This window comes from Solirubrobacter phytolaccae (genome assembly GCF_027587195.1).
Classification (GTDB): Bacteria; Actinomycetota; Thermoleophilia; order Solirubrobacterales; family Solirubrobacteraceae; genus Solirubrobacter; species Solirubrobacter phytolaccae.
The window spans coordinates 26,297-46,812 of sequence record NZ_JAPDDP010000063.1 but is presented as its reverse complement, the minus strand read 5'-3'; the positions used below and the strand labels follow the sequence as shown (position 1 = coordinate 46,812).

The following is a 20,516-nucleotide window of genomic DNA, read 5'->3' as shown; positions in this document are numbered from 1 at the left end:
CCGCGCGCCATCGCCCGCTACGCCGCGCCACGCCGGGCCGCCGCGCCATCGGCTCGCCGGGCCGTCACGCCAGACCGCCGCGCCATCGCCCCGCCGCGCCATCGCCCCGCTGCGCGATCGCCCCGCTGCGCGATCGGTGTGGCGTGCCGCTCGTGCCAGCTCGGGGTGCGTGGCCGTGTTCGGGTAGCTCCGCGACACCGGGCCTGTCAAGGCGATCGCTACGCGACGGCTTCGCCGCCCTTCGGGTCGGGCTTGACAGACCCGGCGCCGCTGCGCTGACGTCCCAATGAGCCGGCTGCGCCGGAAAGCGCCCGCGCACACGGGCCAACACGCCATTCCCACCACGTGCGAGTCATCCGTCACTTTGGGCCCCCACAGGGCCCCAACCGACGGAGCGCTCCGTCATCCGTCACTTAACGCCCCTCACGGGCGTCAACTGACGGATCGCTCCCGTCATCCGTCACTTGACCCCCTATACGGGGGTCAACTGACGGATCACCCCAGGGACGAGCGCGCGGCCCGCGCCCGGGCGCAAACCGGCGCAGCCGCTCACCCGCACAAGAGCGCACCGACCGCGACGGGTCAAGAAACTCGTGACCCGGCCGCACGCCACACCACCGTGGGCACACGAATTTCTTGACGCGACGCCCGACGGTGTGCTCCCCGACGCGCACGGAGCCCGCCGCGCGCCACCCGAGCTGAACTCCACGCGCAATCCGCCCGCTCCGGCGGCAACAGAGGCACCACTCGGGACACGCCCACCGAGTACCGCGCCCGTTCCTTCCATACTGGACACATGACCGCCGGCGGCCTCATCGAGGCCCTCCCCCGCGACAGCGACCCGGACGCCCTGTACGAGGCGTTCATGGCTTGGAGCGAGACGCAGGGCCTGCAGCTCTATCCACATCAGGAAGAAGCGGCGATCGAGCTGTTCAGCGGGAACAACGTCGTGCTCGCCACGCCGACCGGCAGCGGCAAGTCGATGGTCGCGATCGCCGCGCACTTCGCCGCGCTGGCCGCCGACGAGATCACGTACTACACGGCCCCGATCAAGGCCCTGGTCTCCGAGAAGTTCTTCGCCCTGTGCGCGATCTTCGGCGCCGAGAACGTCGGCATGCTCACCGGCGACGCGAGCGTCAACTCCCGCGCCCCGATCATCTGCTGCACCGCCGAAGTGCTGGCCAACATCGCGCTGAGAGAAGGCGCCGACGCCGACATCGGCCAGGTCGTGATGGACGAGTTCCACTTCTACGCCGAGCCGCAGCGCGGTTGGGCGTGGCAGGTGCCGCTGCTCACGCTCCCCCAGGCCCAGTTCCTGCTGATGAGCGCCACGCTCGGCGACGTCAGCGACCTCCGCGAAGACCTCACGCAGCGAACCGGCCGTGACACCGCCCTCGTCGACACCGCCGAACGCCCCGTCCCGCTGCACTTCACGTGGAGCCTCGAGCCGCTGCACGAGCTGATCGAGGACCTCGTCAAGGCCGACCAGGCACCCGTCTACGTCGTCCACTTCACGCAGGCCAGCGCCCTCGAGAGAGCCCAGTCGCTCCTGTCCGCCAAGCTCTGCACACGCGAGGAGCGCGACACGATCGCCGACGCGATCGGCGCCTTCCGCTTCACCGCCGGCTTCGGCAAGACGCTGTCCCGCCTAGTCAGAGCCGGCATCGGCGTCCACCACGCCGGCATGCTCCCTCGCTACCGACGGCTCGTCGAGCAGCTCGCGCAGACCGGCCTCCTCAAGGTGGTCGCCGGCACGGACACGCTCGGCGTAGGCATCAACGTCCCGATCCGCACCGTCGTCTTCACCGGCCTCGCCAAGTTCGACGGCACCAACCACCGCATCCTCAAGGCCCGCGAGTTCCATCAGATCGCGGGGCGAGCGGGACGCGCGGGCTTCGACACGTCCGGCTACGTGGTCGTCCAGGCGCCCGAGCACACGATCGAGAACGCGCGCCGCGTCGCCAAGGCGGGGGACGACCCCGTCAAGAAGAAGCGCGTCCAGAAGGTCAAAGCGCCCGACGGCGCGGTCAGCTGGACCGAGGAGACCTTCGAGCGCCTGCGCCACGCCACGCCCGAGTCGCTCGTCTCCCGCATGCGCGTCAACCACGCGGTGATCCTCAACGTGATCAACCAGCGCGGCGACTCCGACGAGGTCCTGCGCACCCTCATCGAGGACAGCCATGAGGACGAGCGCGGCAAGACCCGCCTGCTGGGCCAGGCCGAGTCCCTCAAGGAGGAGCTGCTCGCGTCCGGCGTGCTCGAGCGCCTCGATCCGCCCGACGAGGACGGTCGCACGCTGGAGCTCGCGCCAGCACTGCAGCAGGACTTCGCGCTCAACCAGCCGCTGGCATCGTTCGCGCTCGCCGCGTTCGACCTGCTCGACACCGAGTCGGAGACGTTCACGCTGGACGTCCTCAGCGTCGTCGAAGCCATCCTCGACGACCCGTTCCCCGTGCTGATGGCGCAGTCGAAGATGGCCCGCGGCGAGGCCATCCAGGCGATGAAGGCCGAGGGCATCGAGTACGAGGAGCGGATGGAGCTGCTCGAGGACGTCAGCTACCCGAAGCCGCTCGAGGAAGGGCTCAAGCACGCGCTCGGCCAGTACCGCGAGACGCACCCGTGGGTGTCCGAGGACGACCTGTCCCCCAAGGCGGTCGTGCGCGATCTGTACGAGAACGGCCAGACGTTCAGCGAGTTCGTCGCCCACTACGGCGTGCAGCGCTCCGAGGGCGCGGTCCTGCGCTACCTGTCCGACACCTACCGCGCGCTCCGCCAGACCGTGCCGGACCGCCACAAGACCGACGAGCTCGACGACATCGTCGAGTGGCTCGGCGAGATGATCCGCCAGACCGACTCGAGCCTGCTGGACGAGTGGGAGGCGCTGACCGACCCGGAGGCCGTGCAGCGCGCCGCCGAGGCCGTCGCGGCCGGCGAGGAGCTCGCCCCGGTGCGCCCGATCTCCGCCAACGTGCGCGCGTTCCGCGTGATGATCCGCAACGCGATGTTCCAGAAGGTGCAGCTGGCGAGCCGCGACGAGTTCGGCCGCCTGGCGGGCCTCGAAGGCGGCGAGCGCCCGACCATGCGCGCGCACAACTGGGAAGAGGCGCTCGGCGCGTACTGGGACGAGCACGAGACGCTCGACGCCGGCCCGGAAGCGCGCTCGCCGGAGCTGTTCGTCGTCGACACGACCACGAACCCGCGCGTCTGGACCGTCCGCCAGATCATCAACGACCCCGAGGGCAACCACGACTGGGCGATCGTCGCCGAAGTCGACCTCGACGCCTCCGACGCCGCGGGCGAGCCGGTCATCCGCACGCAGTCGTTCAAATGCGGGTAGCGCTCGACGGCGGCCCGTACGCGGTCGCGGCGAGCCCGGACGGTGCGTTGTGGGTGACGCTCGCCGACGCGGGCCAGATTGCCCGCGTGACGATGGACGGCGAAGTCACGCGCCATAAAGCCGGTAAGAAGCCGATGCAGATCACGCCGCACGGGTGGTTCACGTTCGCGGGCGGGGTCGGCCGGATCACGCCCGACGGGATCGTGACTACGACCAAGGTCAGCGGCAACCCGTACGGGATCGTCGAAGGCCCGGACGGCGCGGTCTGGTTCACCGCGGAGAACACGATCGGCCGCTTCAACGGCAAGTTCCAGTGGTACGCGGCGCCCGGGACGCCGGCGATGATCGCCACCGGCCCCGACGGCGCCCTCTGGTTCACGCTCAACGCGACGAGCTCGGTCGGCCGGATCACGACCGACGGAAACCTCACCGTGCGCGAGCTGCCCACCAAGCAGGCCGGCCCGGTCGGCATCTGCGGCACCCACGACGCGGTCTGGTTCACCGAGATCCTCGCCGACCAGCTCGGCCGGATCGGCGTCGACGACGCCGTCCAGGAGCTCCCGCTCGCGGCCGGCGCCAAGCCGCACGCCGTCATCCCCGCCCAGGCCGACGGCGTCTGGGTGAGCCTGTGGGGCGGCCACGCCGTCGCCCACGTGAGCGACGACGGCGAGTACGCGGAGGTCGAGCTCGAGCACGGCGCTGAGCCGCACGGCCTGGCGGTCGGCGTCGACAACGCGCTCTGGGTCGCGTGCGAGGCCGGCTACCTCGAGCGCATCAGCTAGTCCGGCAGCCGATCAGCGGGCGCGGCTTCTTCGGCGACTTCACGCGGCAGGTGACGATCTTCGTGTCCGCGCCTGGGGTGATCGTCAGGGCGTTCTCGTCGGCCGGGACGCGCTCGAAGACGTCGACGGTGAAGGCGAACGTGCCCGCCCAGCGGCGTTTCCCGCCCGGTTTGCGCGGCGGCATGTAGTACGCGCGGGAGCCGCCGACGGGCGCGAAGGTCTGTGGGTCCACGTCGTAGATGAGGACGAACAGGTCCTGGTCGCTCTTGAGCCGGCGGACGGTCCGGCCGTCCACGCGGACCTCGCCCGTGTCGGTGAGCCGGCCCTTGTCGAGCGCGGCGCGCAGGTCGGTGTCGGGGTCGCCCCCGCCCTGGCCGAACAGGCTCGGCATCCGCACCTGCGGGATGCCGTCCCGGTAGCCGCCGACGCGGACCAGCCGGTCGTCGTTGGCCGTGTAGTGGCTGTTGACGCCGGCGGCGTAGGCCGACTCGACGACCTCGCCCACGCCGTCCGTCGTCTTGATCCGCCAGCGCTGCGGGTCCGACGCCGACCACTGCTCCTGCGTGCCGCTGCGGATCGCCTTGACCGCGTTCGCCCCCTTCGGCAGGTCGGGCTCCAGGTTCTGGAGCCGCAGGTGGAGCATCTCGCCGTCGGCGACCGCGAGCGCCGCGCGCGCCTTCGCGAGCGCATCGACCGGCCCGATGACCACCGGCCGGCGCTCACTGCCACCCGGGCCGCCGATCAGAGAACCGACGAGCGCGGCGATCAGCGCCGCCGCACCCGCCGCCGCCAGCGCCGGCCAACGCCGCCGCGGCGCCTTCGCGTCCGCGAGCCGGTCGCCCAGGTCGTCGAGGTAGCGGTCCAGGTCGTTCACGACGTCATCTCCACGGCCAGGGCCGACAGTCCTCGCGACACGCGCACCCGCGCCGCTCCTTCGCTGATGCCGAGCCGCTGCGCGAGCTCGCCGTACGAGAGCTCGTCCACCACGCGGAGGCGGACGGCGTCGCGCGTGCCCGGGGAGAGCGTCGCCATCGCCACCGCGAGCTCGTCCCGCAGCTCGACGAGCGCCGCCCGGCGCGTGATCTCCGCGAGCGCCTCGGGCGTGGGTGGTGGCGGCTCGATCCCGAGCCGCTTCAGCGCCCGCTGCTCGACCCGGCCGCGCCGGTAATAGAGCGCGAGCTGGTGCTTGGCGATCCCGTACAGCCACGCCGCGTCGCTGTCGCCCCTGAAGCGCCCGCGCGAGGCGACCGCCTGGGCGAACGTCTCGGCCAGCAGCTCGAGCGCGAGCTCTGGGTCAGCGGTGCGGCGCGCCAGATAGGCGAGCAGCGCGTCGCGTTCGCGGCGGTAGAGCGACTGGAGGTCGACGGGCATCCGTGCATCACTTTGCACTGACCCCCTCACGTGTTACAGAATGCGGGTCGTGGGCTTCTTCACCACGGCCGCGGGCAACTACGACCGCCACATCGGTCGCTACGGCCCCGCGCTGGCCCCGGAGCTGATCGCGGCGGCCGCAATTCGCCCCGGCGACCACGTGCTCGACGTCGGCTGCGGCCCGGGCGCGCTGACCGCCGCGTTGCTGCGTCACGGCGCGCGGGTGAGCGCGATCGACCCCTCCGAGCCGTTCGCGACCGCCTGCGCCGAGCGCAACCCGGACGCCGACGTGCAGGTCGGCGCTGCGGAGGCGCTGCCGTTCGCGGCCGCCACGTTCGACGCCGCGCTCGCCCAGCTCGTCCTGAACTTCATGGCCGACGCGGAGGCCGGCGTGCGCGAGCTGGCCCGCGTCACGAAACCCGGCGGCACCGTCGCCGCCGCGGTCTGGGACTACGGCGACGGCATGACGATCCTGCGCACGTTCTGGGACGCGGCGAAGACGATCGACCCCGAAGCCGGCGACGAGAGCCAGATGCGCTACTGCACGCCGGACACCCTCGGCGCGCTGTGGTCGGCCTTCGACGACGCGCGCGTGACCGAAGCCGTCGTGCGCGCGAGCTACGACGGCTTCGAGGACCTGTGGGCGCCGCTGGAGTCAGGGGTCGCGCCGTCGGGCGCATTCACCGTAAGTGTGAGTCCCGAACGCCGCGCGCAGCTCAAGCGCGAGTTCCGCTCCCGTCTGGGGGTCACCGACGACCCCTTCGAGCTCACCGCCCGCGCCTGGGTCGTCAGCGGCCGGCGCCCTTGACGCAGCGCCTGAGGTCCTTCTTGGACTTGCCGACCGCCGGGCCGGTCGTGTCGAGGTGCTGGCCCGTGCGGCCGTTGTAGAGCTCGACCGTGCACGTGGTCGACGGCAGCCGGGCGAAGTAGAAACGGGTGACGCCGTAGCCGGGCACGCGCACCGCCGGCACGGTGACGCGCCCGACGCCGACGAGCCGGACCCGCCGCACGCGCGGGGAGACCGTGCCGAAGACGAAGACCTCACCGCCGAGGCGCTCCCAGCTCGGCCAGCCCTTGCAGCCCGTCTCGCGGTCGCCGCGATAGCGCAGGCGCACGCACGCCGTGCGCTTGTCCTCGGGGGCGACCGGGAAGCCCGGCGGCAGGAGCGCGGTCAGGGTTGCCCCGCCCGACCGGCGCGCGACGACGCGCTTGGAGCCCGCCGGGACGCGATCCGGCGCGTTGCTCGTCGCGATCACCAGCGCCTGCCAGCGCTCGGGCGGCACGGCCTGGACCGACTCGGCCACCGCGTGCAGCTTCGCGTCGCTCGGCTTGCCGGACCACGCCACCGTGAGCTCGCGGTCTCCTTCGCGCCAGCGCAGCGAACGCCCGTAGGTGTCCCCGTCGCTGGTCAGGTCGCCGAAGTCGGCGGCCACGCCGTGCACGGTCGTGTCGGCGGGGACCGGCTCAGCGCCCGGCGCCGTGACCTCCAGCTGCAGCGGCGCGTCGTCCGGGTCGGTCGTGTCGTGCCAGTAGTGCGAGACCTGGCGACCGTCGAACTCGGTGGCCTGTTGCAGCGTCCAGCCCGACGGCGGAGCGGCGATGACGAACCCGACCAGCGCTTGCAAGAGCATGGGAGCGCTGTTACCCGCTCGCCGCGCGAACCGCGCCCGTCGCCTCCTCGTAGGTCATCCCGATCCCCGTCAGCAGGTCCGTCGCGGTCGAGCGGATCTGGCCGACGATGACGCTCACCGACAGGTTCGTGGTGCCGTCGAGCACGTGCGTCGCCGTCGACGCCGCGCGCAGCGCGGGATCGCGCACCGCGTCGAACCCCTCCCCGGACTCGAGCGCCGCCGCCAGCGCCTGCACGGCGTGGCCGAGGTCCTCCAGCGCATCCGCCACCTCGGGCGGCACGTTCTCGTCCAGCGCCAGCGCCCGCATCGACCCGCGCGCGAGGACCCGGACGTTGCGCACCGCGAGGTCGATCCGCGCCGCCGCCTCCGCGTAGAACTCGACCGTGTCCCGCGCACGGCGACGCGCGGGCGAGTAGCGGGTGGTCGAGCGGCCCTCCTGCGCCGCGGCGAAGAAGCGCTCGCCGAACTCGTCGATCCCGCGCGCCCGCACGAGGCTGTCCTCCGCGGCGCCCTCGTCGCGCGTGCGCAACGCGCCCGCGATGTCCCGCAACGTCGCCGCCAGCTCGTCCAGCACCGGCCGGGCCGCGCCGCGCAGGATCCGCACCGGGTCCGACGGGAGCAGCAGTGCGGCGACGCCGAGCGCGACCACCCCACCCGTCAGCGCGTCCAACGTGCGCGCGAACGAGAACCCGCCGGTCGGCGGCGTGATCGTGAACACCAGCGCGGCCGAGATCGCGACCTGGTTGACGAACAGCTGGCTCGTCCCGAAGAACATCCCGAGCCCGACCGCGATGAACACCGCCAACCCCAGCTGGAGCACGCCCTCGCCGATCTGGAACGCCAGCAGGTCGGCCACCGCCACGCCGATCGTGACCGCGAACACCAGCTCCGCCGCCCGCCGGCCGCGCTCGTAGTAGCTCTGGCCGAGCGCGATGATCGCCGACACCGGGGCGAAGAACGGCGCCGCGTGGCCCCACAGCCACTTCGCCACCGCCCACGAGATCGCGACGGCGACCGCGGCCTGGAGCATGACCCGCCAGCCGGAGCGCACCCGCTGCCAGCGCGTCGCCATCGACACGCGCGAGCGCTCGGCGGCGTCCTCGAACAGGCCTTCAGGGATCACAGCGTTCTTCGGTACTCGACGAGGTCCAACCCCAGCAGCGGCTCCGCGAACGCCCGCCCCTGAACCGCCCAGCCCTCGCGCTCGTAGAACGCACGGGCCCGCGCGGCGCCGTGCGGCGTGTACAGCCGGATCGAGTCGTAGCCGCGGCGCGCCGCCTCCTCCAGCGCGAGCCGGTGCAGGCGGGTCGCCAGCCCGGTCCCCCACCAGGGCGGGCGCACGAACAGCATCCACAGGTGCGCACGGTCCGGGATCTGCACGTGCGGGCGCTCGCGCTCGCTCGCGTAGGTGATGCCGACGTGCCCGGCCTGCTCGCCGTCGGGATCGACGGCCATCGCGCACCAGGTCGTCCGTGCACGAAGCCGTTCACGGATGGCGCGGATCTCCAGGCTGCGCGGCGGCGGCTGCCAGCCCGTCGGCGCCCACTCGAGGTAGGACTCGAAGCCGAGCCGCGTGGTCGAGGCCAGGGCGATCGCGTCGTCGGGGACCGCGATCCGGATGTCCAGCTCCGGGAGCGTCAAAGATAAGGCTCAAGTAGAGGTTCAGATGAACCGCTGATCGGGTCTGAACCCTACCCCGTCGGCTCAAGCGAGCCACAGGTGATGCCGACACCGGGAGGGACGTGACCCGCCGAATCCTCTCTACCGCGCTCGTCAGCGCCGTGTCCATCGCGGCGCTGCTGGGCAACCCCGCGAACGCGGATGATCCCACGCCGACCGCTACGGCGTCGGCAGTGCCGACCATGGTCGAGACGACGGTTGCGCCCGATCCGACCCCCGCGCCCACGGAGGCCGCGACCGAGGTCCCGGCCGAGCAGCAGCAGGCCACGCCGGCGCCGACCGAGGCCGCCACGGAGACGCCCGCCGCGACCGAGACGCCGCAGGAGACGCCCGCGGCTCCGAGCGCGGAGACGCCCGCCCCGACGTCGACGGCCACCGAGACCGCTGCCCCCACGTCCACGGCCACCGAGACCGCGACCGCCGCGCCGACCGAGGCCCCGCGCAAGAAGCGTTCCAAGTCCGACCCGAATCGCTCGAACGTCAAGAACGGTCAGGCGCGCGAATGTGAGGCCGGCAAGGCTTCGACCTCGACCTCAGCTTCAGGGTGCGTCAAGGCCGACGATCACGTCGACCACGAGCACGCTTCCCCGGCGCCGACCGCTCCGGTCCTGACGAACGCGAACGGCTCGCCGGCCACGTCGAACCCGAGCTACTCGCTCGCCACGCCCGGCCCCGCCAAGATCGGCGTGCCGAACTTCTTCATCGACAAGTTCCGGATTCCTCCCTTCCTGCTCCCGATCTACCAGGCCGCCGGCATGCAGTACGGCGTGCGCTGGGAGATCCTCGCGGGCATCAACGAGATCGAGACGGACTACGGCCGCAACCTGAACGTCTCGAGCGCCGGCGCGCTGGGCTGGATGCAGTTCATGCCCGCCACGTGGAAGGCCTACGGCGTCGACGCCAACCGCGACGGCGTCCGCGATCCGTTCAACCCGGTCGACGCGATCTTCGCCGCCGCGCGCTACCTGAAGGCCGCGGGCGCCGAGACGGACATCCGCAAGGCCGTCTTCGCCTACAACCACGCCGACTGGTACGTCGACAGCGTCCTGATGCGCGCCCAGATCATCGGCGGCATCCCCGGCGACCTCGTCGGGTCGCTCACGGGCCTCACGCAGGGCCGCTTCCCGGTCCGCGCCAAGTCGACCTACGCCGGCGCCCTCAAGGAAGCCGACAGCAAGATCAAGGGCGCCAACGCCGCCGTGACCGTCGAGTCCGACGAGACCCGCCGCAACATCGAGATCTTCGCCAAGGCCGGCTCGCCCGTGATCGCCGTCAACGACGGCAAGGTCCTCAAGCTCGGCGAGAACGAGCGGCTCGGCAAGTTCGTGATCGTGCAGGACGTCTACGGCAACACGTACACGTACGGCCACCTGAAGACGATCGCCCCGACCTACCCGACGCCGAAGAAGCGCACGGCCAAGAAGGAAGACGACGAGCCCAAGCGCCGCGGCCTCGCGAAGACCAAGACCGAGCACGAGTCGACCGACGACGCCAAGGCGCCCGCGAAGACCGAGACCGACCCGGCCGACCCGGCTGAGCCCGCCGCTTCCCCCGCCCCGATCGCCAAGGTCCGCCTGTTCGCCAACCCCACGCGCAAGAACGCCCTCGCCAACGGCGGCGAGGTGCAGGTCGCGACCGAGGGCGGCGAGGAGCTCGCCTCCGCCGGCGCGCCGCTCGGCCTCAACCCGAAGGACTTCGTCGCCAAGCCGCTCGTCAAGGGCGCCCGCGTCCTCGGCGGCACGACACTCGGCCGCATCGGCCAGGTCGGCGAGAAGGCCCCGCACCTGCTGTTCGAGATCCGCCCGGCCGGCCGTGGCGCCCCGCGCATCGACCCGAAGCCGATCCTCGACGGCTGGAAGCTGCTCGAGTCGACCGAGGTCTACCGCGCCAAGGGCAAGAACGCGCTGTTCGGCGCCGACGCGAACGAGCTCAAGATCGGCGACATCATGCTGATGAGCAAGGAGACGCTGACCCGCCGCGTGCTCTCCGACAACCGGATCGAGCTCTACGGCTGCGGCGAGACCGACGTCCGCTCCGGCGCGATCGATCGCCGCGTGCTCGCGACCCTGCTCTACCTCGCCAACAGCGGCCTGAAGCCCACGGTCTCCAGCCTCAAGTGCGGCCACGGCTACATGACCGCCTCCGGCAACGTGTCCGAGCACAGCACGGGCACCGCGGTCGACATCGCCGCCATCAACGGCATCACGATCACGCCCGCCACGCAGGGCAAGGGCTCGATCACCGACCTCACGATCCAGCGCCTGCTCAGCCTGCAGGGCACGATGAAGCCGCACCAGATCATCTCGCTGATGACCTTCAAGGGCGCCGACAACACGCTCGCGATGGGTGATCACGCCGACCACATCCACATCGGCTGGCGGCCGCTCTACGGCGAGAACAAGGCCGCCGCGAAGCAGATCGACGCGATCCTCAAGCCCAAGCAGTGGATCAAGCTGATCGACCGCCTCGGCGAGATCGACAACCCGACGGTCGCTGAACAGCCCTCGAAGTACGCCGTAAAGGTCAAGCGCGCAGAGCACTAGAATCTGCGCGCATGTCCACCGCCGATACCAAGGCTCTGATCACGCAGGTGATCACCGACTTCCAGCGTGAGGTTCCGGCGCTGGCGAAGCTCAAGCTCGTGTTCGAGCTCGAACTTCGGGGCCGCGGTGACATCCAGCTCTTCCGCGTAGAAGTCCCAGGCCCGAAGATCACCCGGGACATCGCGTCGGACGCCAAGGTCCGCCTGTCGGTGCCGCGCGCCGAGTTCAACGAGCTCGCCAAGGACAACACGATCCGGCACTGGCGTGAGCAGTTCACGGTCGGCCACGTCAGCGCGTCCGGTCCTCCGGAGATCCTGAAGCTGATCGCGAACGTCGTGCTCAAGCAGGAAGAGCGCACCCGCACGCGCCGCCTCAGCGCACGGAACCAAGCTTCCTAGTCGCCACGCCGGTCAGCGCCTCGCGCACGATCCGGTCCGCGACGAGCGCGGTGATGTCCGCCGACCCGATCTGGGTCGGCGCCACCTCCACCACGTCGACCCCGCACAGCTCCACCCGCGCGCCGATCTCCCGGCACGCCCACAGCAGGTCCATGCTCGTCATCCCGCCCGGCTCGGGCGTCCCGGTGCCGGGCGCGAACGCCGGGTCGAGCACGTCCACGTCGACCGACAGGAACACCGGCCCGGGCCCCGCGATCCCGATCGCCCGTGACACCACGTCGCGGATGCCGACCTCGCGCACGTCGTGCATGAAGAAGCTCGTGATGCCGCGGTCGTGCTGCCAGGTGAACTCCGCCTCGCCCGGCCAGTAGCCGCGCAGGCCGATCTGCACGTACCGCGCCGGGTCCACCCAGCCCTGCTCGACGAGCCGGCGCATGATCGTCCCGTGCGAGAGGGCCGCGCCGAACACGGTCTCCCCGGTGTCGGTGTGGGTGTCGAAGTGGATCAGGCCGACCGGCCCGCGACGACGCGCGACCGCACGGATGTCGGGCTCGGCGATCGAGTGGTCGCCGCCGAGGATCACCGGCAGCGCGCCCGCGTCGACGACCTCGCCCACGAGCGCCTCAATCGCCTCGTGGGTCTTGACCGGCTCGGCCGGGAGCACCGCCGCGTCGCCGAAGTCGACCACGCGCAGCACCTCGAACGCGTCGACCCCGGCCTCCAGGTGCGGCCCGGCCGGACAGGACGCGGCGCGAATGGCGCGCGGCCCGAAGCGCGTGCCCGGGTGCGCGCTGACGAGGTCGTCCGTGGGCGCGCCGACGATCGCGACGTCGAACCCCACGAGCTCGGCGGCGTCCTGCGTGTAAGGGACGCCGCCGTAGGTCAGCAAGCCCGCGTAGTCAGGCTTCTCACCGTGCGCGCGCCAGCGTTCGAGCGGATCGATCATCCGCTCGCGGACTGTACGCCGCTGCGGCGCTAGGCGCGAGCGCGCGGATCGACGTAGACGTCGTCGATCTGCCAGTCGCCCGAAGGCGTGAAGACGAAGCGCACGTTCGTGTAGTCGCCCGGCGCGGGGAGGTAGTTCGCGAGCATGTGGATGATCGGCGACGGCTTCCAGGCCGCCCCGGTGTCGCGGCCGACCGGCAGCGTGATCCACAGGCCCGGGAGGAGCTGGAACTGGATCGCGACCGTCAGCCCGCCCTGGCCGGCGCCGAAGAAGCGCAGGGTCGGCTCGTCGTGGCCGACGCACACCGGCGCGGACACGGCGCTCGCACCCGCGGGCAGGGAGAGCACGCCGTCGGCGACCGTCGCGCCGCCGGTCAGCGTCCACCCGGCCGACACTTCCTCGAACGCCCCGCCATCGACGCGCTTGTACCAATTGCCATCGCCCCACTCGGCGAACGGCTGCGTGATCACGGGGGTCGCGCACTCGGTCGTGGGGACGACGGAAACGGCGTGCGCGGGAACGGCGAGCGCCGCCGACACTGCGAACGCACCGGCGACGCCGAGCGCCGCACGGGTCAGACGATTCAAGCTCATGGCCCTAAAGTCGGCAGCCGCGCCAGCCGACCATAGTCAGCGGGGTCTCACTAGACCGTTCTCTGACCAGATGGCCGCATTTCCTACTTCCAGCGCTGAGACGCAGCGCTTGCTCAGTGACGTCGAGGCGCGCCGCCCGGTGGGCCTGCCGCGGCGGGAGCTGCTCGCCGAGGGCGTGCTCGCCGTGCTGCTGCTCGCCGGCATGCTCGCGCTCGCGCTGCTCGCCGCGCCGACCCACGCGCTGAACCTGCCGCTCGCGCTGGCGTACGTCGCGGGCTACGTCGTCCTGCACCGGCTCGAGTTCCGGATGGGCGACAGCGTCTACGTCCCGACCCAGCTGCTGCTCGTCCCGATGCTGCTCCTGCTGCCGACGCCGCTCGTGCCGTTGCTCGTCGTCGCCGGGACGGTGACCGCGTGCGTGCTGCCGATCGTGCGCGGCCAGCGCGCGCCGGACCGGCTCCTACTCGCCTTCAACGACGCCGGCTTCGCGCTCACGCCCGCCGTCGTGCTCGTGGTCCTCGGCGCCGAGACCGCCGACTGGAGCCACTGGCCGATCTACCTCGCCGCGCTCGGCGCCCAGTTCGCGGTCGACCACGTGCGCGAGACGATCCGCAGCGCCGCCGCCTCCGGCGTGCCGGCGCGCGTCGTGGTGTGGGAGCTCGCCCAGGCGCACGCCGTCGACGCGATGCTCGCCCCGATCGGCCTGCTGGCCGCGATCGCCGCCGCCGACGTCCCGGCCGCCGCGCTGCTCGTCCTCCCGCTCGTCGGCCTGATGCAGCACTTCTCCGCCGAGCGCGAGGCGCACGTCGCCCGCACGATCGAGCTGAGCCGCGCGTACCGCGGCACCGCCGTCCTGCTCAGCGACCTGCTCGAGGACAGCGACGCCTACACGGGCCAGCACACGCACGAGGTCGTCGAGCTGTCCGTCCGCGTCGCCGAGAAGCTCGGCGTGGACGAGGACGTCCGCCGCGAGACCGAGCTCGGGGCGCTGCTGCACGACATCGGCAAGATCGCGATCCCCGACTCGATCATCAACAAGCCGGGTCCGCTCACGGACGACGAGTGGACGCTCATGAAGACCCACACGGTCGTCGGCCAGCAGATGCTGGACCGCGTCGGCGGCCTGCTCGGCAACGTCGGCCTGGTCGTGCGCGCGTCGCACGAGCGCTTCGACGGCCGCGGCTACCCGGACGGGCTCATCGGCGTCGAGATCCCGCTCGCCGCGCGGATCATCATCGTCTGCGACTCCTTCAACGCGATGACCACGACGCGCCCGTATCGCCCCGCGATGGCGATCGTGGACGCGGTCGAGGAGCTGCGCGTCTGCTCGGGCACGCAGTTCGACCCGAACGTGGCCGAGGCGCTGATCGAGATCGTCTCCGAGCCGGGCTGGCAGCTGACGCTGTAGTTTTCGGAGCCGGCATGTCGTCGGCTCTCACGCTCGACCAGCTGCGCACCGCGGTCGCCAACGGCCGCGTCGACACCGTGCTGCTCGCGCTGACGGACATGCAGGGCCGGCTGCAGGGCAAGCGGCTTGACGCCCGGCACTTCCTGCACGAGGTGCTCGACGAGGGCGCGGAGGCGTGCAACTACCTGCTCGCGGTCGACGTCGACATGAACACCGTCGGCGGCTACGCGATGAGCTCGTGGGAGCGCGGCTACGGCGACTTCGAGATGGTCCCGGACCTCGCGACGCTGCGGCCGGTGCCGTGGCACGACCGCACGGCGCTGTGCCTCGCGGACCTGCGGTGGGCCGACGGGAAGCCGGTGGTCGCCTCGCCGCGCCAGATCCTGCGCGGGCAGCTGGCGCGGCTCGAGGAGCGCGGCCTGGAGGCGTTCGCGGGCACCGAGCTCGAGTTCATCGTCTTCAAGGACACCTACGAGGAGGCGTTCGACCGCAGCTACCGCGGGCTGCGGCCGGCCAACCAGTACAACGTCGACTACTCGCTGCTGGGCACGGCCCGGGTGGAGCCGCTGATCGGCCGGATCCGGCGCGACATGACCGCCGCCGGGCTCGTCGTGGAGGACTCCAAGGGCGAGTGCAACGACGGCCAGCACGAGATCAACTTCCGCTACGGACCGGCGCTGCAGACCGCCGACGAGCACTCGATCTACAAGAACGGGGCGAAGGAGATCGCGGCGCTCGAGGGGTGCGCGATCACCTACATGGCGAAGTTCAACGAGCGCGAAGGCTCCTCGTGTCACATCCACATGAGCGTGGAAGGGCTCTCCGAGGGTGAGTTCGAGCGCTTCGTCGCCGGCCAGCTCGCCTGCCTGCGCGAGCTGACGCTGCTGTACGCGCCGAACATCAACTCCTACAAGCGCTTCGCCTCGGCCTCGTTCGCGCCGACCGCCGTGGCCTGGGGGCACGACAACCGCACCTGCGCGGTGCGCGTGCTGCACGGTCGGTTCGAGCTGCGGCTGCCGGGCGCCGACGTGAACCCCTACCTCGCGCTGAGCGGGATGATCGCGGCCGGGCTGCACGGGCTGGACACGGCGCTGGAGCTGGAGGAGCCGGTGACCGGCAACGCGTACGCGTCTGACAAGCCGCACGTGCCGAAGACGCTCCGCGCCGCGCGGGACCTGTTCGCCGAGAGCACCGTGGCCCGGGAGGCGCTCGGCGAGGAGGTCGTCGCGCACTACGTCAACAACGCCGACGTCGAGCTCGCCGCCTTCGAGGCCGCCGTCACCGACTGGGAACGAGTACGGGGCTTCGAGCGGCTGTGATCGCCTCCGACGCGCTCTTCGCACCGGTCATCAGCACCACCGCGTTCGAGGAGACGTTGGAGCGGTTGTCGGTGGCGATCAAGCTCGGGCTGCTGGCGCCGGGCGCGCGGCTGCCCGCCGAGCGCGAGCTGTGCGAGCAGCTCGGGATCGCGCGCTCGACGCTGCGTCAGGCGCTCACGGCGCTCGTGCAGTCGGGCCATCTGGTGGCGGTGCGCGGCCGCATGGGCGGGACGTTCGTCGCCGACGCGCCGCCCGCTCCCGCCCCGCCGAGCGAGGCCGCGCTCGCGGCCTGGCGCGGGGCGTGCGACACGCGGCTGGCCGTGGAGCTCGGCGTCGCCATGCTGGCCGCCGAGCGGGCCGAGCGCGCGCAGATCGATCGGCTGGCCGCGCTCGTGGCGATGATGGCCGCCGGGCTGGAGGACTTCGCCGCCTACCGCTACGCCGACGTGCACTTCCACATCGGGCTGGCCGAGGCCACGGGCTCCCCCGCGCTGGTGGCCGCGATGACCGACTCGCAGGGCGCGATGTCCGACCTCGTCGCGCAGATCCCGCACCCGCCCGAGGTGCTGGCGTGGTCGAACGCGCAGCACGCGCGGCTCGTGGATTGCCTCGAGCAGCGTGACGGCGCACTTGCTGTCCGAGTGATGAAGGACCATCTGCGCGGTACAGAACACGTCCTAGCGGGGTTGTTGCCATGACGCAGTCCCAGATGTCCGTGCAGAGCGACGACGAGCGTCGGCTCGCCGAGCTTGGTTACAAGCAGGACCTGCAACGGGCGTGGAGCGGGTTCTCGAACTTCGCGATCTCGTTCACGATCATCTCGGTGCTGGCCGGGTGCTTCACCACCTACGGGCAGGCGTGGAACAACGGCGGGCCGATCGCGATCTCCTGGGGCTGGCCGATCATCTGCGGGCTCATCCTGCTCGTCGCGTTCTCGATGAGCGAGCTGGTGAGCAAGTACCCGACGGCCGGCGGCATCTACTACTGGGCTTCGACGATGGGCGGGCCGAAGTGGGGCTGGTTCACCGGGTGGTTCAACCTCGTCGGCCTGGTGGGTGTGGTCGCGTCGGTGGACTACGGATGTGCCACCTTCTTGAACGCCACCTTCATGTTGTTCGGGGTGAACCTCGGGTTCGCGGACTGGAGTGACACGTCACACATCCTCACGGAGACGTTCTTCCTGTTCGCACTCATCTTGACGTTGCACGCACTGATCAACATCTACTCCTCACCGTTGGTCGCGCTGTTGAACAACATCAGCGTGTTCTGGCACGTCGCGGGTGTGACGGTGATCATCGCGATCCTGGCGTTCGTCCCTGACACACACCAGAGCGTGGACTTCGTGTTCACCGAGACGATCAACAACTCGGGCTTCGGCGGCGGCATGTTCTGGTTCTACGTGCTGCCGCTCGGCTTCCTGCTGACGATGTACACGCAGACGGGCTACGACGCGTCCGCGCACATCTCCGAGGAGACGCACGGCGCCTCCGAGGCGGCGGCGAAGGGCGTGTGGCGCAGCGTGTTCTGGAGCGGCGTCGGCGGCTGGCTCGTGCTGCTGGCGATCACGTTCGCGGCGTCGGACGTGGACGCGGTGAACGCCGGCCTGGGGTCCTCGCTGGCCGTGTTCAGCAGCGCGCTGCCCGGCGGCTGGGAGAAGATGGTCGTGGTGATCGCGACGATCGGCCAGCTGTTCTGCGGCATGGCGTGTGTCACTTCGTGCTCGCGGATGATGTACGCGTTCTCCCGCGACCGGGCGGTGCCGGGATGGCAGTTGTGGACGCGTTTGAACCATCATCGTGTGCCCGCGTACGCCGTGGTCGCGTCGTGCGTGGCGGCGCTGGTGATGACGCTGCCGGCGCTGGAAGGTGACGAGGCGGGCGCGCCCTACGCGTTCTTCGCGGTCGTCTCCATCTGCGTCATCGGGTTGTACATCGCGTACGTGATGCCGGTGTACCTGCGCTGGCGGATGGGTGACGCGTTCGAGCCCGGGCCGTGGACGCTGGGCAAGAAGTACAAGTGGGTGAATCCGATGGCGATCGGGTGGGTGATCATCTGCGTGATCATCTTCTGCCTGCCGTTCACCCCCGCCGCGGTGCCGTGGCGTGACGAGTTCGACATCCGGTACCTGAACTACGCGCCGGTGACGGTCGGCGCGGTGCTGCTGATCGTCGGCCTGTGGTGGACGCTGAAGGCCAAGCACACGTTCAAGGGCCCGGTGCGCACCGTGGAGTTCGATGAAGGCGCGGGCGTGAATTGACGCGGCCGGTGATCGGCGTGTGCGCGGCGGTCGAGCGCGCACGCTGGAGCGTGTGGGACGACGAGGCCGTGCTGCTGCCCCGTTCCTACGTCACGGCGGTGCAGCGCGCCGGCGGCCTGGCGATCCTGCTCCCACCGGACGAGCACCTCGACGGGGTCCTCGAGCTGGTGGACGGGCTCATCCTCGCGGGCGGCGCCGACTACGGGGAGCGGCCGGACCGGGACGCGTTCGAGATCGCGCTGGCGCTCGAAGCGCTGGACCGCGACGTGCCGCTGCTGGGCGTCTGCCGCGGCATGCAGCTGATGAACCTCGCCCGCGGCGGGACGCTGATCGATCACCTGCCCGACGTGCTCGGGCACGAGGACCACCGCGCGGTGCCGGGCGCGTTCGGCGACCACCACGTCCGGCTCACCCCGGGCTCACTGGCCGCGCGGGCGGTGGGAGCGGTGTCACATCCGACGAAATCGCACCATCATCAAGGCGTGGACGCGATCGGGGAGGGCTTGGACGTGACGGGCTGGGCGACGGTGGACGACCTCGTGGAAGCGATCGAAGAGCCGAGCCGGCGGTTCGCGCTCGGCGTGCAGTGGCACCCCGAGGCGGCGGGCGCTGAGGAGATCGCGGCGCTGGTCGAGGCGGCACGGGCATGACCCCCGGCCGGCTCAAGGACAAGGTCTGCGTCATCACGGGCGCCGCGGGCGGCATCGGCGCGGCGTCGGCGGCGCTGTTCCGCGCGCAGGGCGCGACGGTCATCGGCGTGGACCTGCGCGACGACTTCGACGGGGTCGACCTGGCGCTCGCGGCGGACGTGGCCGACGAGGCCGCGGTCATCGAGTTCCTGCGGCGGGCGCGCGAGGAGTACGGCCGCATCGACGTGCTCTTCAACAACGCCGGTATCTCCCCCGACGACGACGTCTCCGTCCTGGACACCACGCTCGAGGCCTGGCAGCGCGTGCAGGACGTGAACCTGCGCAGCGTCTTCCTGTGCTGCAAGCACGGCATCCCCCACCTGCTGGACACCGGCGGCGGCTCGGTCATCAACACCGCCTCGTTCGTGGCCGTGATGGGCGCGGCGACCTCCCAGATCTCCTACACGGCGTCCAAGGGCGCGGTGCTGGCCCTCTCACGTGAGCTCGGCGTCGAGTTCGCCCGCCGCGGCGTGCGCGTGAACGCGCTCTGCCCCGGCCCGGTCGACACGCCGCTGCTGCGTGAGCTGTACGCAAGCGACCCGGCGAAGGCCGCGCGCCGCCTCATCCACCTGCCGATGGGCCGCTTCGCGGACGCGAAGGAGATCGCCCAGGCGGCCGTCTTCCTGGCCTCCGACGAGTCCTCGTACATCACGGCCTCCACCTTCATGGTCGACGGCGGGCTCTCCGGCGCCTACGTCACGCCCGAATGAGCTGCTCGACCGTGCGGAGCGCCAGCGCGGTGAACGCCGGGTTGGTCTCGCGGTAGTAGGGGATGATCAGCGCCGCCTGGTGGAGCGCGTAGCCGCGCGCCCGTTCCCAGGTGGCGTCGTCGACCTCGAGCGCTGAGCGGTAGGCGGCGCGGCCGGGTGCGTCGAACACGGCCCAGGCCGGGATGAGGTCGAGCGCCGGGTCGGAGGCGCCCGCGCTGCCCCAGTCGATCACCGCGTGCAGGCGTCCGCCGCGCACGAGCAGGTTCGGGCGCAGCAGGTCGTTGTGGGCCCAGACGCGCTCGCCGTCCCACGGGGGTGTCTCGAGCGCGCGTTCCCAGGCAGCGCGCGCCACGTCGGTCTCGAGCGCCGCGCGCGTGATCTCGTCCACCTCGCGGAGCGGCGGCCGACCGCCGCGCGGCACGCCGTCGCTCACCGGGATCGCGTGGAGCTCTCGCACGAAGCCGGCGAGGGCCCGCGCCGCGGCGAGCTCGTCGTCGACCTCGCCGTACGGCTCGCCCTCCAGCCAGCGGAAGACCGCCCATGGAAGCGGGTACCCGTCGTCGGGCTCGCCGAGGAAGACCGGCTCGGGCACGCGCAACGTGAGCTGTGCCGCCAGCCGCGGCAGCCACTCGCACTCCTGGCGCAGCGCGGCGGCCCACTCGGGCATCCGGGGCAGCCGCGCGTAGTGCTCCTCCCCCACGCGGTAGATCGCGTTCACGGTGCCGGTCGAGCGCACCGCGCGGACCGGCTCGCCGCGCAACGCCGGGTACTGCGCCGCGAGCAGCCGCTCGACGAGCGCGCGGTCGGTCGGAACCTCGCCCACGTGCATCCGGGTACAGATAAAGTCGCGAC

At 71.4% G+C, this 20,516-nt stretch carries 19 protein-coding genes; 11 read left to right on the top strand and 8 right to left on the bottom strand.

Annotated features, from left to right (window positions below):
- The first annotated feature begins 796 nt into the window (after positions 1 to 796).
- Both OJ997_RS26615 and OJ997_RS26610 read left to right on the top strand, forming a co-directional pair.
- Positions 797 to 3,337: a DEAD/DEAH box helicase gene (locus OJ997_RS26615; protein WP_270028332.1), complete on the top strand. Its 2,541-nt coding sequence runs from the start codon at positions 797 to 799 to the stop codon at positions 3,335 to 3,337.
- The gene (locus OJ997_RS26610; protein ID WP_270028331.1) at positions 3,328 to 4,119 is read left to right on the top strand and encodes a Vgb family protein; all 792 of its coding nucleotides are present in this window, start codon (positions 3,328 to 3,330) and stop codon (positions 4,117 to 4,119) included. The genes OJ997_RS26615 and OJ997_RS26610 overlap by 10 nt, the downstream gene beginning before the upstream one ends.
- On the opposite strand, the gene OJ997_RS26605 is transcribed toward OJ997_RS26610, so the two are convergent.
- Together OJ997_RS26605 and OJ997_RS26600 are read right to left on the bottom strand one after the other, a co-directional pair.
- Positions 4,112 to 4,993 (bottom strand): hypothetical protein, encoded by an 882-nt coding sequence (locus OJ997_RS26605; protein WP_270028330.1) that lies wholly within the window; start codon positions 4,991 to 4,993, stop codon positions 4,112 to 4,114. The genes OJ997_RS26610 and OJ997_RS26605 overlap by 8 nt on opposite strands.
- Complete coding sequence (locus OJ997_RS26600) at positions 4,990 to 5,490, bottom strand: RNA polymerase sigma factor (protein ID WP_270028329.1); 501 nt, start codon at positions 5,488 to 5,490, stop codon at positions 4,990 to 4,992. Before OJ997_RS26600 ends, OJ997_RS26605 begins: the two co-directional genes overlap by 4 nt.
- Before the next feature lie 49 nt (positions 5,491 to 5,539).
- Here OJ997_RS26600 and OJ997_RS26595 point away from each other — a divergent pair, with 49 nt between their 5' ends.
- Positions 5,540 to 6,298: a class I SAM-dependent methyltransferase gene (locus tag OJ997_RS26595; RefSeq protein WP_270028328.1), complete on the top strand. Its 759-nt coding sequence runs from the start codon at positions 5,540 to 5,542 to the stop codon at positions 6,296 to 6,298.
- Here OJ997_RS26595 and OJ997_RS26590 read toward each other — a convergent pair.
- The 3 genes from OJ997_RS26590 to OJ997_RS26580 are packed head-to-tail and all read right to left on the bottom strand — an operon-like array spanning position 6,279 to position 8,762.
- Positions 6,279 to 7,121 (bottom strand): hypothetical protein, encoded by an 843-nt coding sequence (locus OJ997_RS26590; RefSeq protein WP_270028327.1) that lies wholly within the window; start codon positions 7,119 to 7,121, stop codon positions 6,279 to 6,281. The two genes, OJ997_RS26595 and OJ997_RS26590, sit on opposite strands and share 20 nt — an antisense overlap.
- A 10-nt stretch (positions 7,122 to 7,131) precedes the next feature.
- Positions 7,132 to 8,244, bottom strand: a complete 1,113-nt coding sequence (locus tag OJ997_RS26585) for an FUSC family protein (RefSeq protein WP_270028326.1) — start codon at positions 8,242 to 8,244, stop codon at positions 7,132 to 7,134.
- Positions 8,241 to 8,762 (bottom strand): GNAT family N-acetyltransferase, encoded by a 522-nt coding sequence (locus OJ997_RS26580; RefSeq protein WP_270028325.1) that lies wholly within the window; start codon positions 8,760 to 8,762, stop codon positions 8,241 to 8,243. Before OJ997_RS26580 ends, OJ997_RS26585 begins: the two co-directional genes overlap by 4 nt.
- Before the next feature lie 101 nt (positions 8,763 to 8,863).
- Here OJ997_RS26580 and OJ997_RS26575 point away from each other — a divergent pair, with 101 nt between their 5' ends.
- Together OJ997_RS26575 and OJ997_RS26570 are read left to right on the top strand one after the other, a co-directional pair.
- Positions 8,864 to 11,344, top strand: a complete 2,481-nt coding sequence (locus OJ997_RS26575) for a lytic murein transglycosylase (RefSeq protein ID WP_270028324.1) — start codon at positions 8,864 to 8,866, stop codon at positions 11,342 to 11,344.
- Positions 11,345 to 11,355: 11 nt separating this feature from the next.
- On the top strand, positions 11,356 to 11,742 hold the full coding sequence (locus OJ997_RS26570) for a hypothetical protein (RefSeq protein ID WP_270028323.1): 387 nt from the start codon (positions 11,356 to 11,358) through the stop codon (positions 11,740 to 11,742).
- Here OJ997_RS26570 and speB read toward each other — a convergent pair.
- Both speB and OJ997_RS26560 read right to left on the bottom strand, forming a co-directional pair.
- A complete protein-coding gene (speB, locus tag OJ997_RS26565) occupies positions 11,717 to 12,688 on the bottom strand; it encodes an agmatinase (protein WP_270028322.1) in 972 nt (323 codons plus the stop codon). The genes OJ997_RS26570 and speB overlap by 26 nt on opposite strands.
- A 29-nt stretch (positions 12,689 to 12,717) precedes the next feature.
- Positions 12,718 to 13,281, bottom strand: a complete 564-nt coding sequence (locus tag OJ997_RS26560; protein ID WP_270028321.1) for a hypothetical protein — start codon at positions 13,279 to 13,281, stop codon at positions 12,718 to 12,720.
- A gap of 109 nt (positions 13,282 to 13,390) precedes the next feature.
- Between OJ997_RS26560 and OJ997_RS26555 the strand changes: the two genes are divergently transcribed.
- Genes OJ997_RS26555 through OJ997_RS26530 form a run of 6 tightly spaced genes read left to right on the top strand, consistent with a single transcriptional unit; the run spans position 13,391 to position 19,664 of the window.
- Entirely contained in the window at positions 13,391 to 14,689 is a 1,299-nt protein-coding gene (locus tag OJ997_RS26555; protein WP_270028320.1) for an HD-GYP domain-containing protein, read from the top strand.
- 14 nt (positions 14,690 to 14,703) lie between these two features.
- On the top strand, positions 14,704 to 16,008 hold the full coding sequence (locus OJ997_RS26550; protein WP_270028319.1) for a glutamine synthetase family protein: 1,305 nt from the start codon (positions 14,704 to 14,706) through the stop codon (positions 16,006 to 16,008).
- Complete coding sequence (locus OJ997_RS26545; protein ID WP_270028318.1) at positions 16,005 to 16,706, top strand: FadR/GntR family transcriptional regulator; 702 nt, start codon at positions 16,005 to 16,007, stop codon at positions 16,704 to 16,706. The genes OJ997_RS26550 and OJ997_RS26545 overlap by 4 nt, the downstream gene beginning before the upstream one ends.
- On the top strand, positions 16,703 to 18,265 hold the full coding sequence (locus OJ997_RS26540; protein WP_270028317.1) for an amino acid permease: 1,563 nt from the start codon (positions 16,703 to 16,705) through the stop codon (positions 18,263 to 18,265). The genes OJ997_RS26545 and OJ997_RS26540 overlap by 4 nt, the downstream gene beginning before the upstream one ends.
- Positions 18,262 to 18,915 carry a gamma-glutamyl-gamma-aminobutyrate hydrolase family protein gene (locus OJ997_RS26535; RefSeq protein WP_270028316.1) on the top strand — a complete coding sequence of 218 codons (654 nt, stop codon included), beginning with the start codon at positions 18,262 to 18,264 and terminating at the stop codon, positions 18,913 to 18,915. The genes OJ997_RS26540 and OJ997_RS26535 overlap by 4 nt, the downstream gene beginning before the upstream one ends.
- Complete coding sequence (locus tag OJ997_RS26530; protein ID WP_270028315.1) at positions 18,912 to 19,664, top strand: SDR family oxidoreductase; 753 nt, start codon at positions 18,912 to 18,914, stop codon at positions 19,662 to 19,664. Before OJ997_RS26535 ends, OJ997_RS26530 begins: the two co-directional genes overlap by 4 nt.
- Here OJ997_RS26530 and OJ997_RS26525 read toward each other — a convergent pair.
- On the bottom strand, positions 19,651 to 20,493 hold the full coding sequence (locus OJ997_RS26525) for an aminoglycoside phosphotransferase family protein (protein ID WP_272600294.1): 843 nt from the start codon (positions 20,491 to 20,493) through the stop codon (positions 19,651 to 19,653). The two genes, OJ997_RS26530 and OJ997_RS26525, sit on opposite strands and share 14 nt — an antisense overlap.
- Between the last annotated feature and the right edge of the window lie 23 nt (positions 20,494 to 20,516).

Coding starts and splice junctions, on each gene's coding strand:
- OJ997_RS26600 (WP_270028329.1), bottom strand. CDS start 5,490: ATGCCCGTCGACCTCCAGTCGCTCTACCGCCGCGAACGCGACGCGCTG.
- OJ997_RS26525 (WP_272600294.1), bottom strand. CDS start 20,493: ATGCACGTGGGCGAGGTTCCGACCGACCGCGCGCTCGTCGAGCGGCTG.
- OJ997_RS26590 (WP_270028327.1), bottom strand. CDS start 7,121: ATGCTCTTGCAAGCGCTGGTCGGGTTCGTCATCGCCGCTCCGCCGTCG.
- OJ997_RS26560 (WP_270028321.1), bottom strand. CDS start 13,281: ATGAGCTTGAATCGTCTGACCCGTGCGGCGCTCGGCGTCGCCGGTGCG.
- OJ997_RS26615 (WP_270028332.1), top strand. CDS start 797: ATGACCGCCGGCGGCCTCATCGAGGCCCTCCCCCGCGACAGCGACCCG.
- OJ997_RS26610 (WP_270028331.1), top strand. CDS start 3,328: ATGCGGGTAGCGCTCGACGGCGGCCCGTACGCGGTCGCGGCGAGCCCG.
- OJ997_RS26530 (WP_270028315.1), top strand. CDS start 18,912: ATGACCCCCGGCCGGCTCAAGGACAAGGTCTGCGTCATCACGGGCGCC.
- OJ997_RS26540 (WP_270028317.1), top strand. CDS start 16,703: ATGACGCAGTCCCAGATGTCCGTGCAGAGCGACGACGAGCGTCGGCTC.
- OJ997_RS26570 (WP_270028323.1), top strand. CDS start 11,356: ATGTCCACCGCCGATACCAAGGCTCTGATCACGCAGGTGATCACCGAC.
- OJ997_RS26550 (WP_270028319.1), top strand. CDS start 14,704: ATGTCGTCGGCTCTCACGCTCGACCAGCTGCGCACCGCGGTCGCCAAC.
- speB (WP_270028322.1), bottom strand. CDS start 12,688: ATGATCGATCCGCTCGAACGCTGGCGCGCGCACGGTGAGAAGCCTGAC.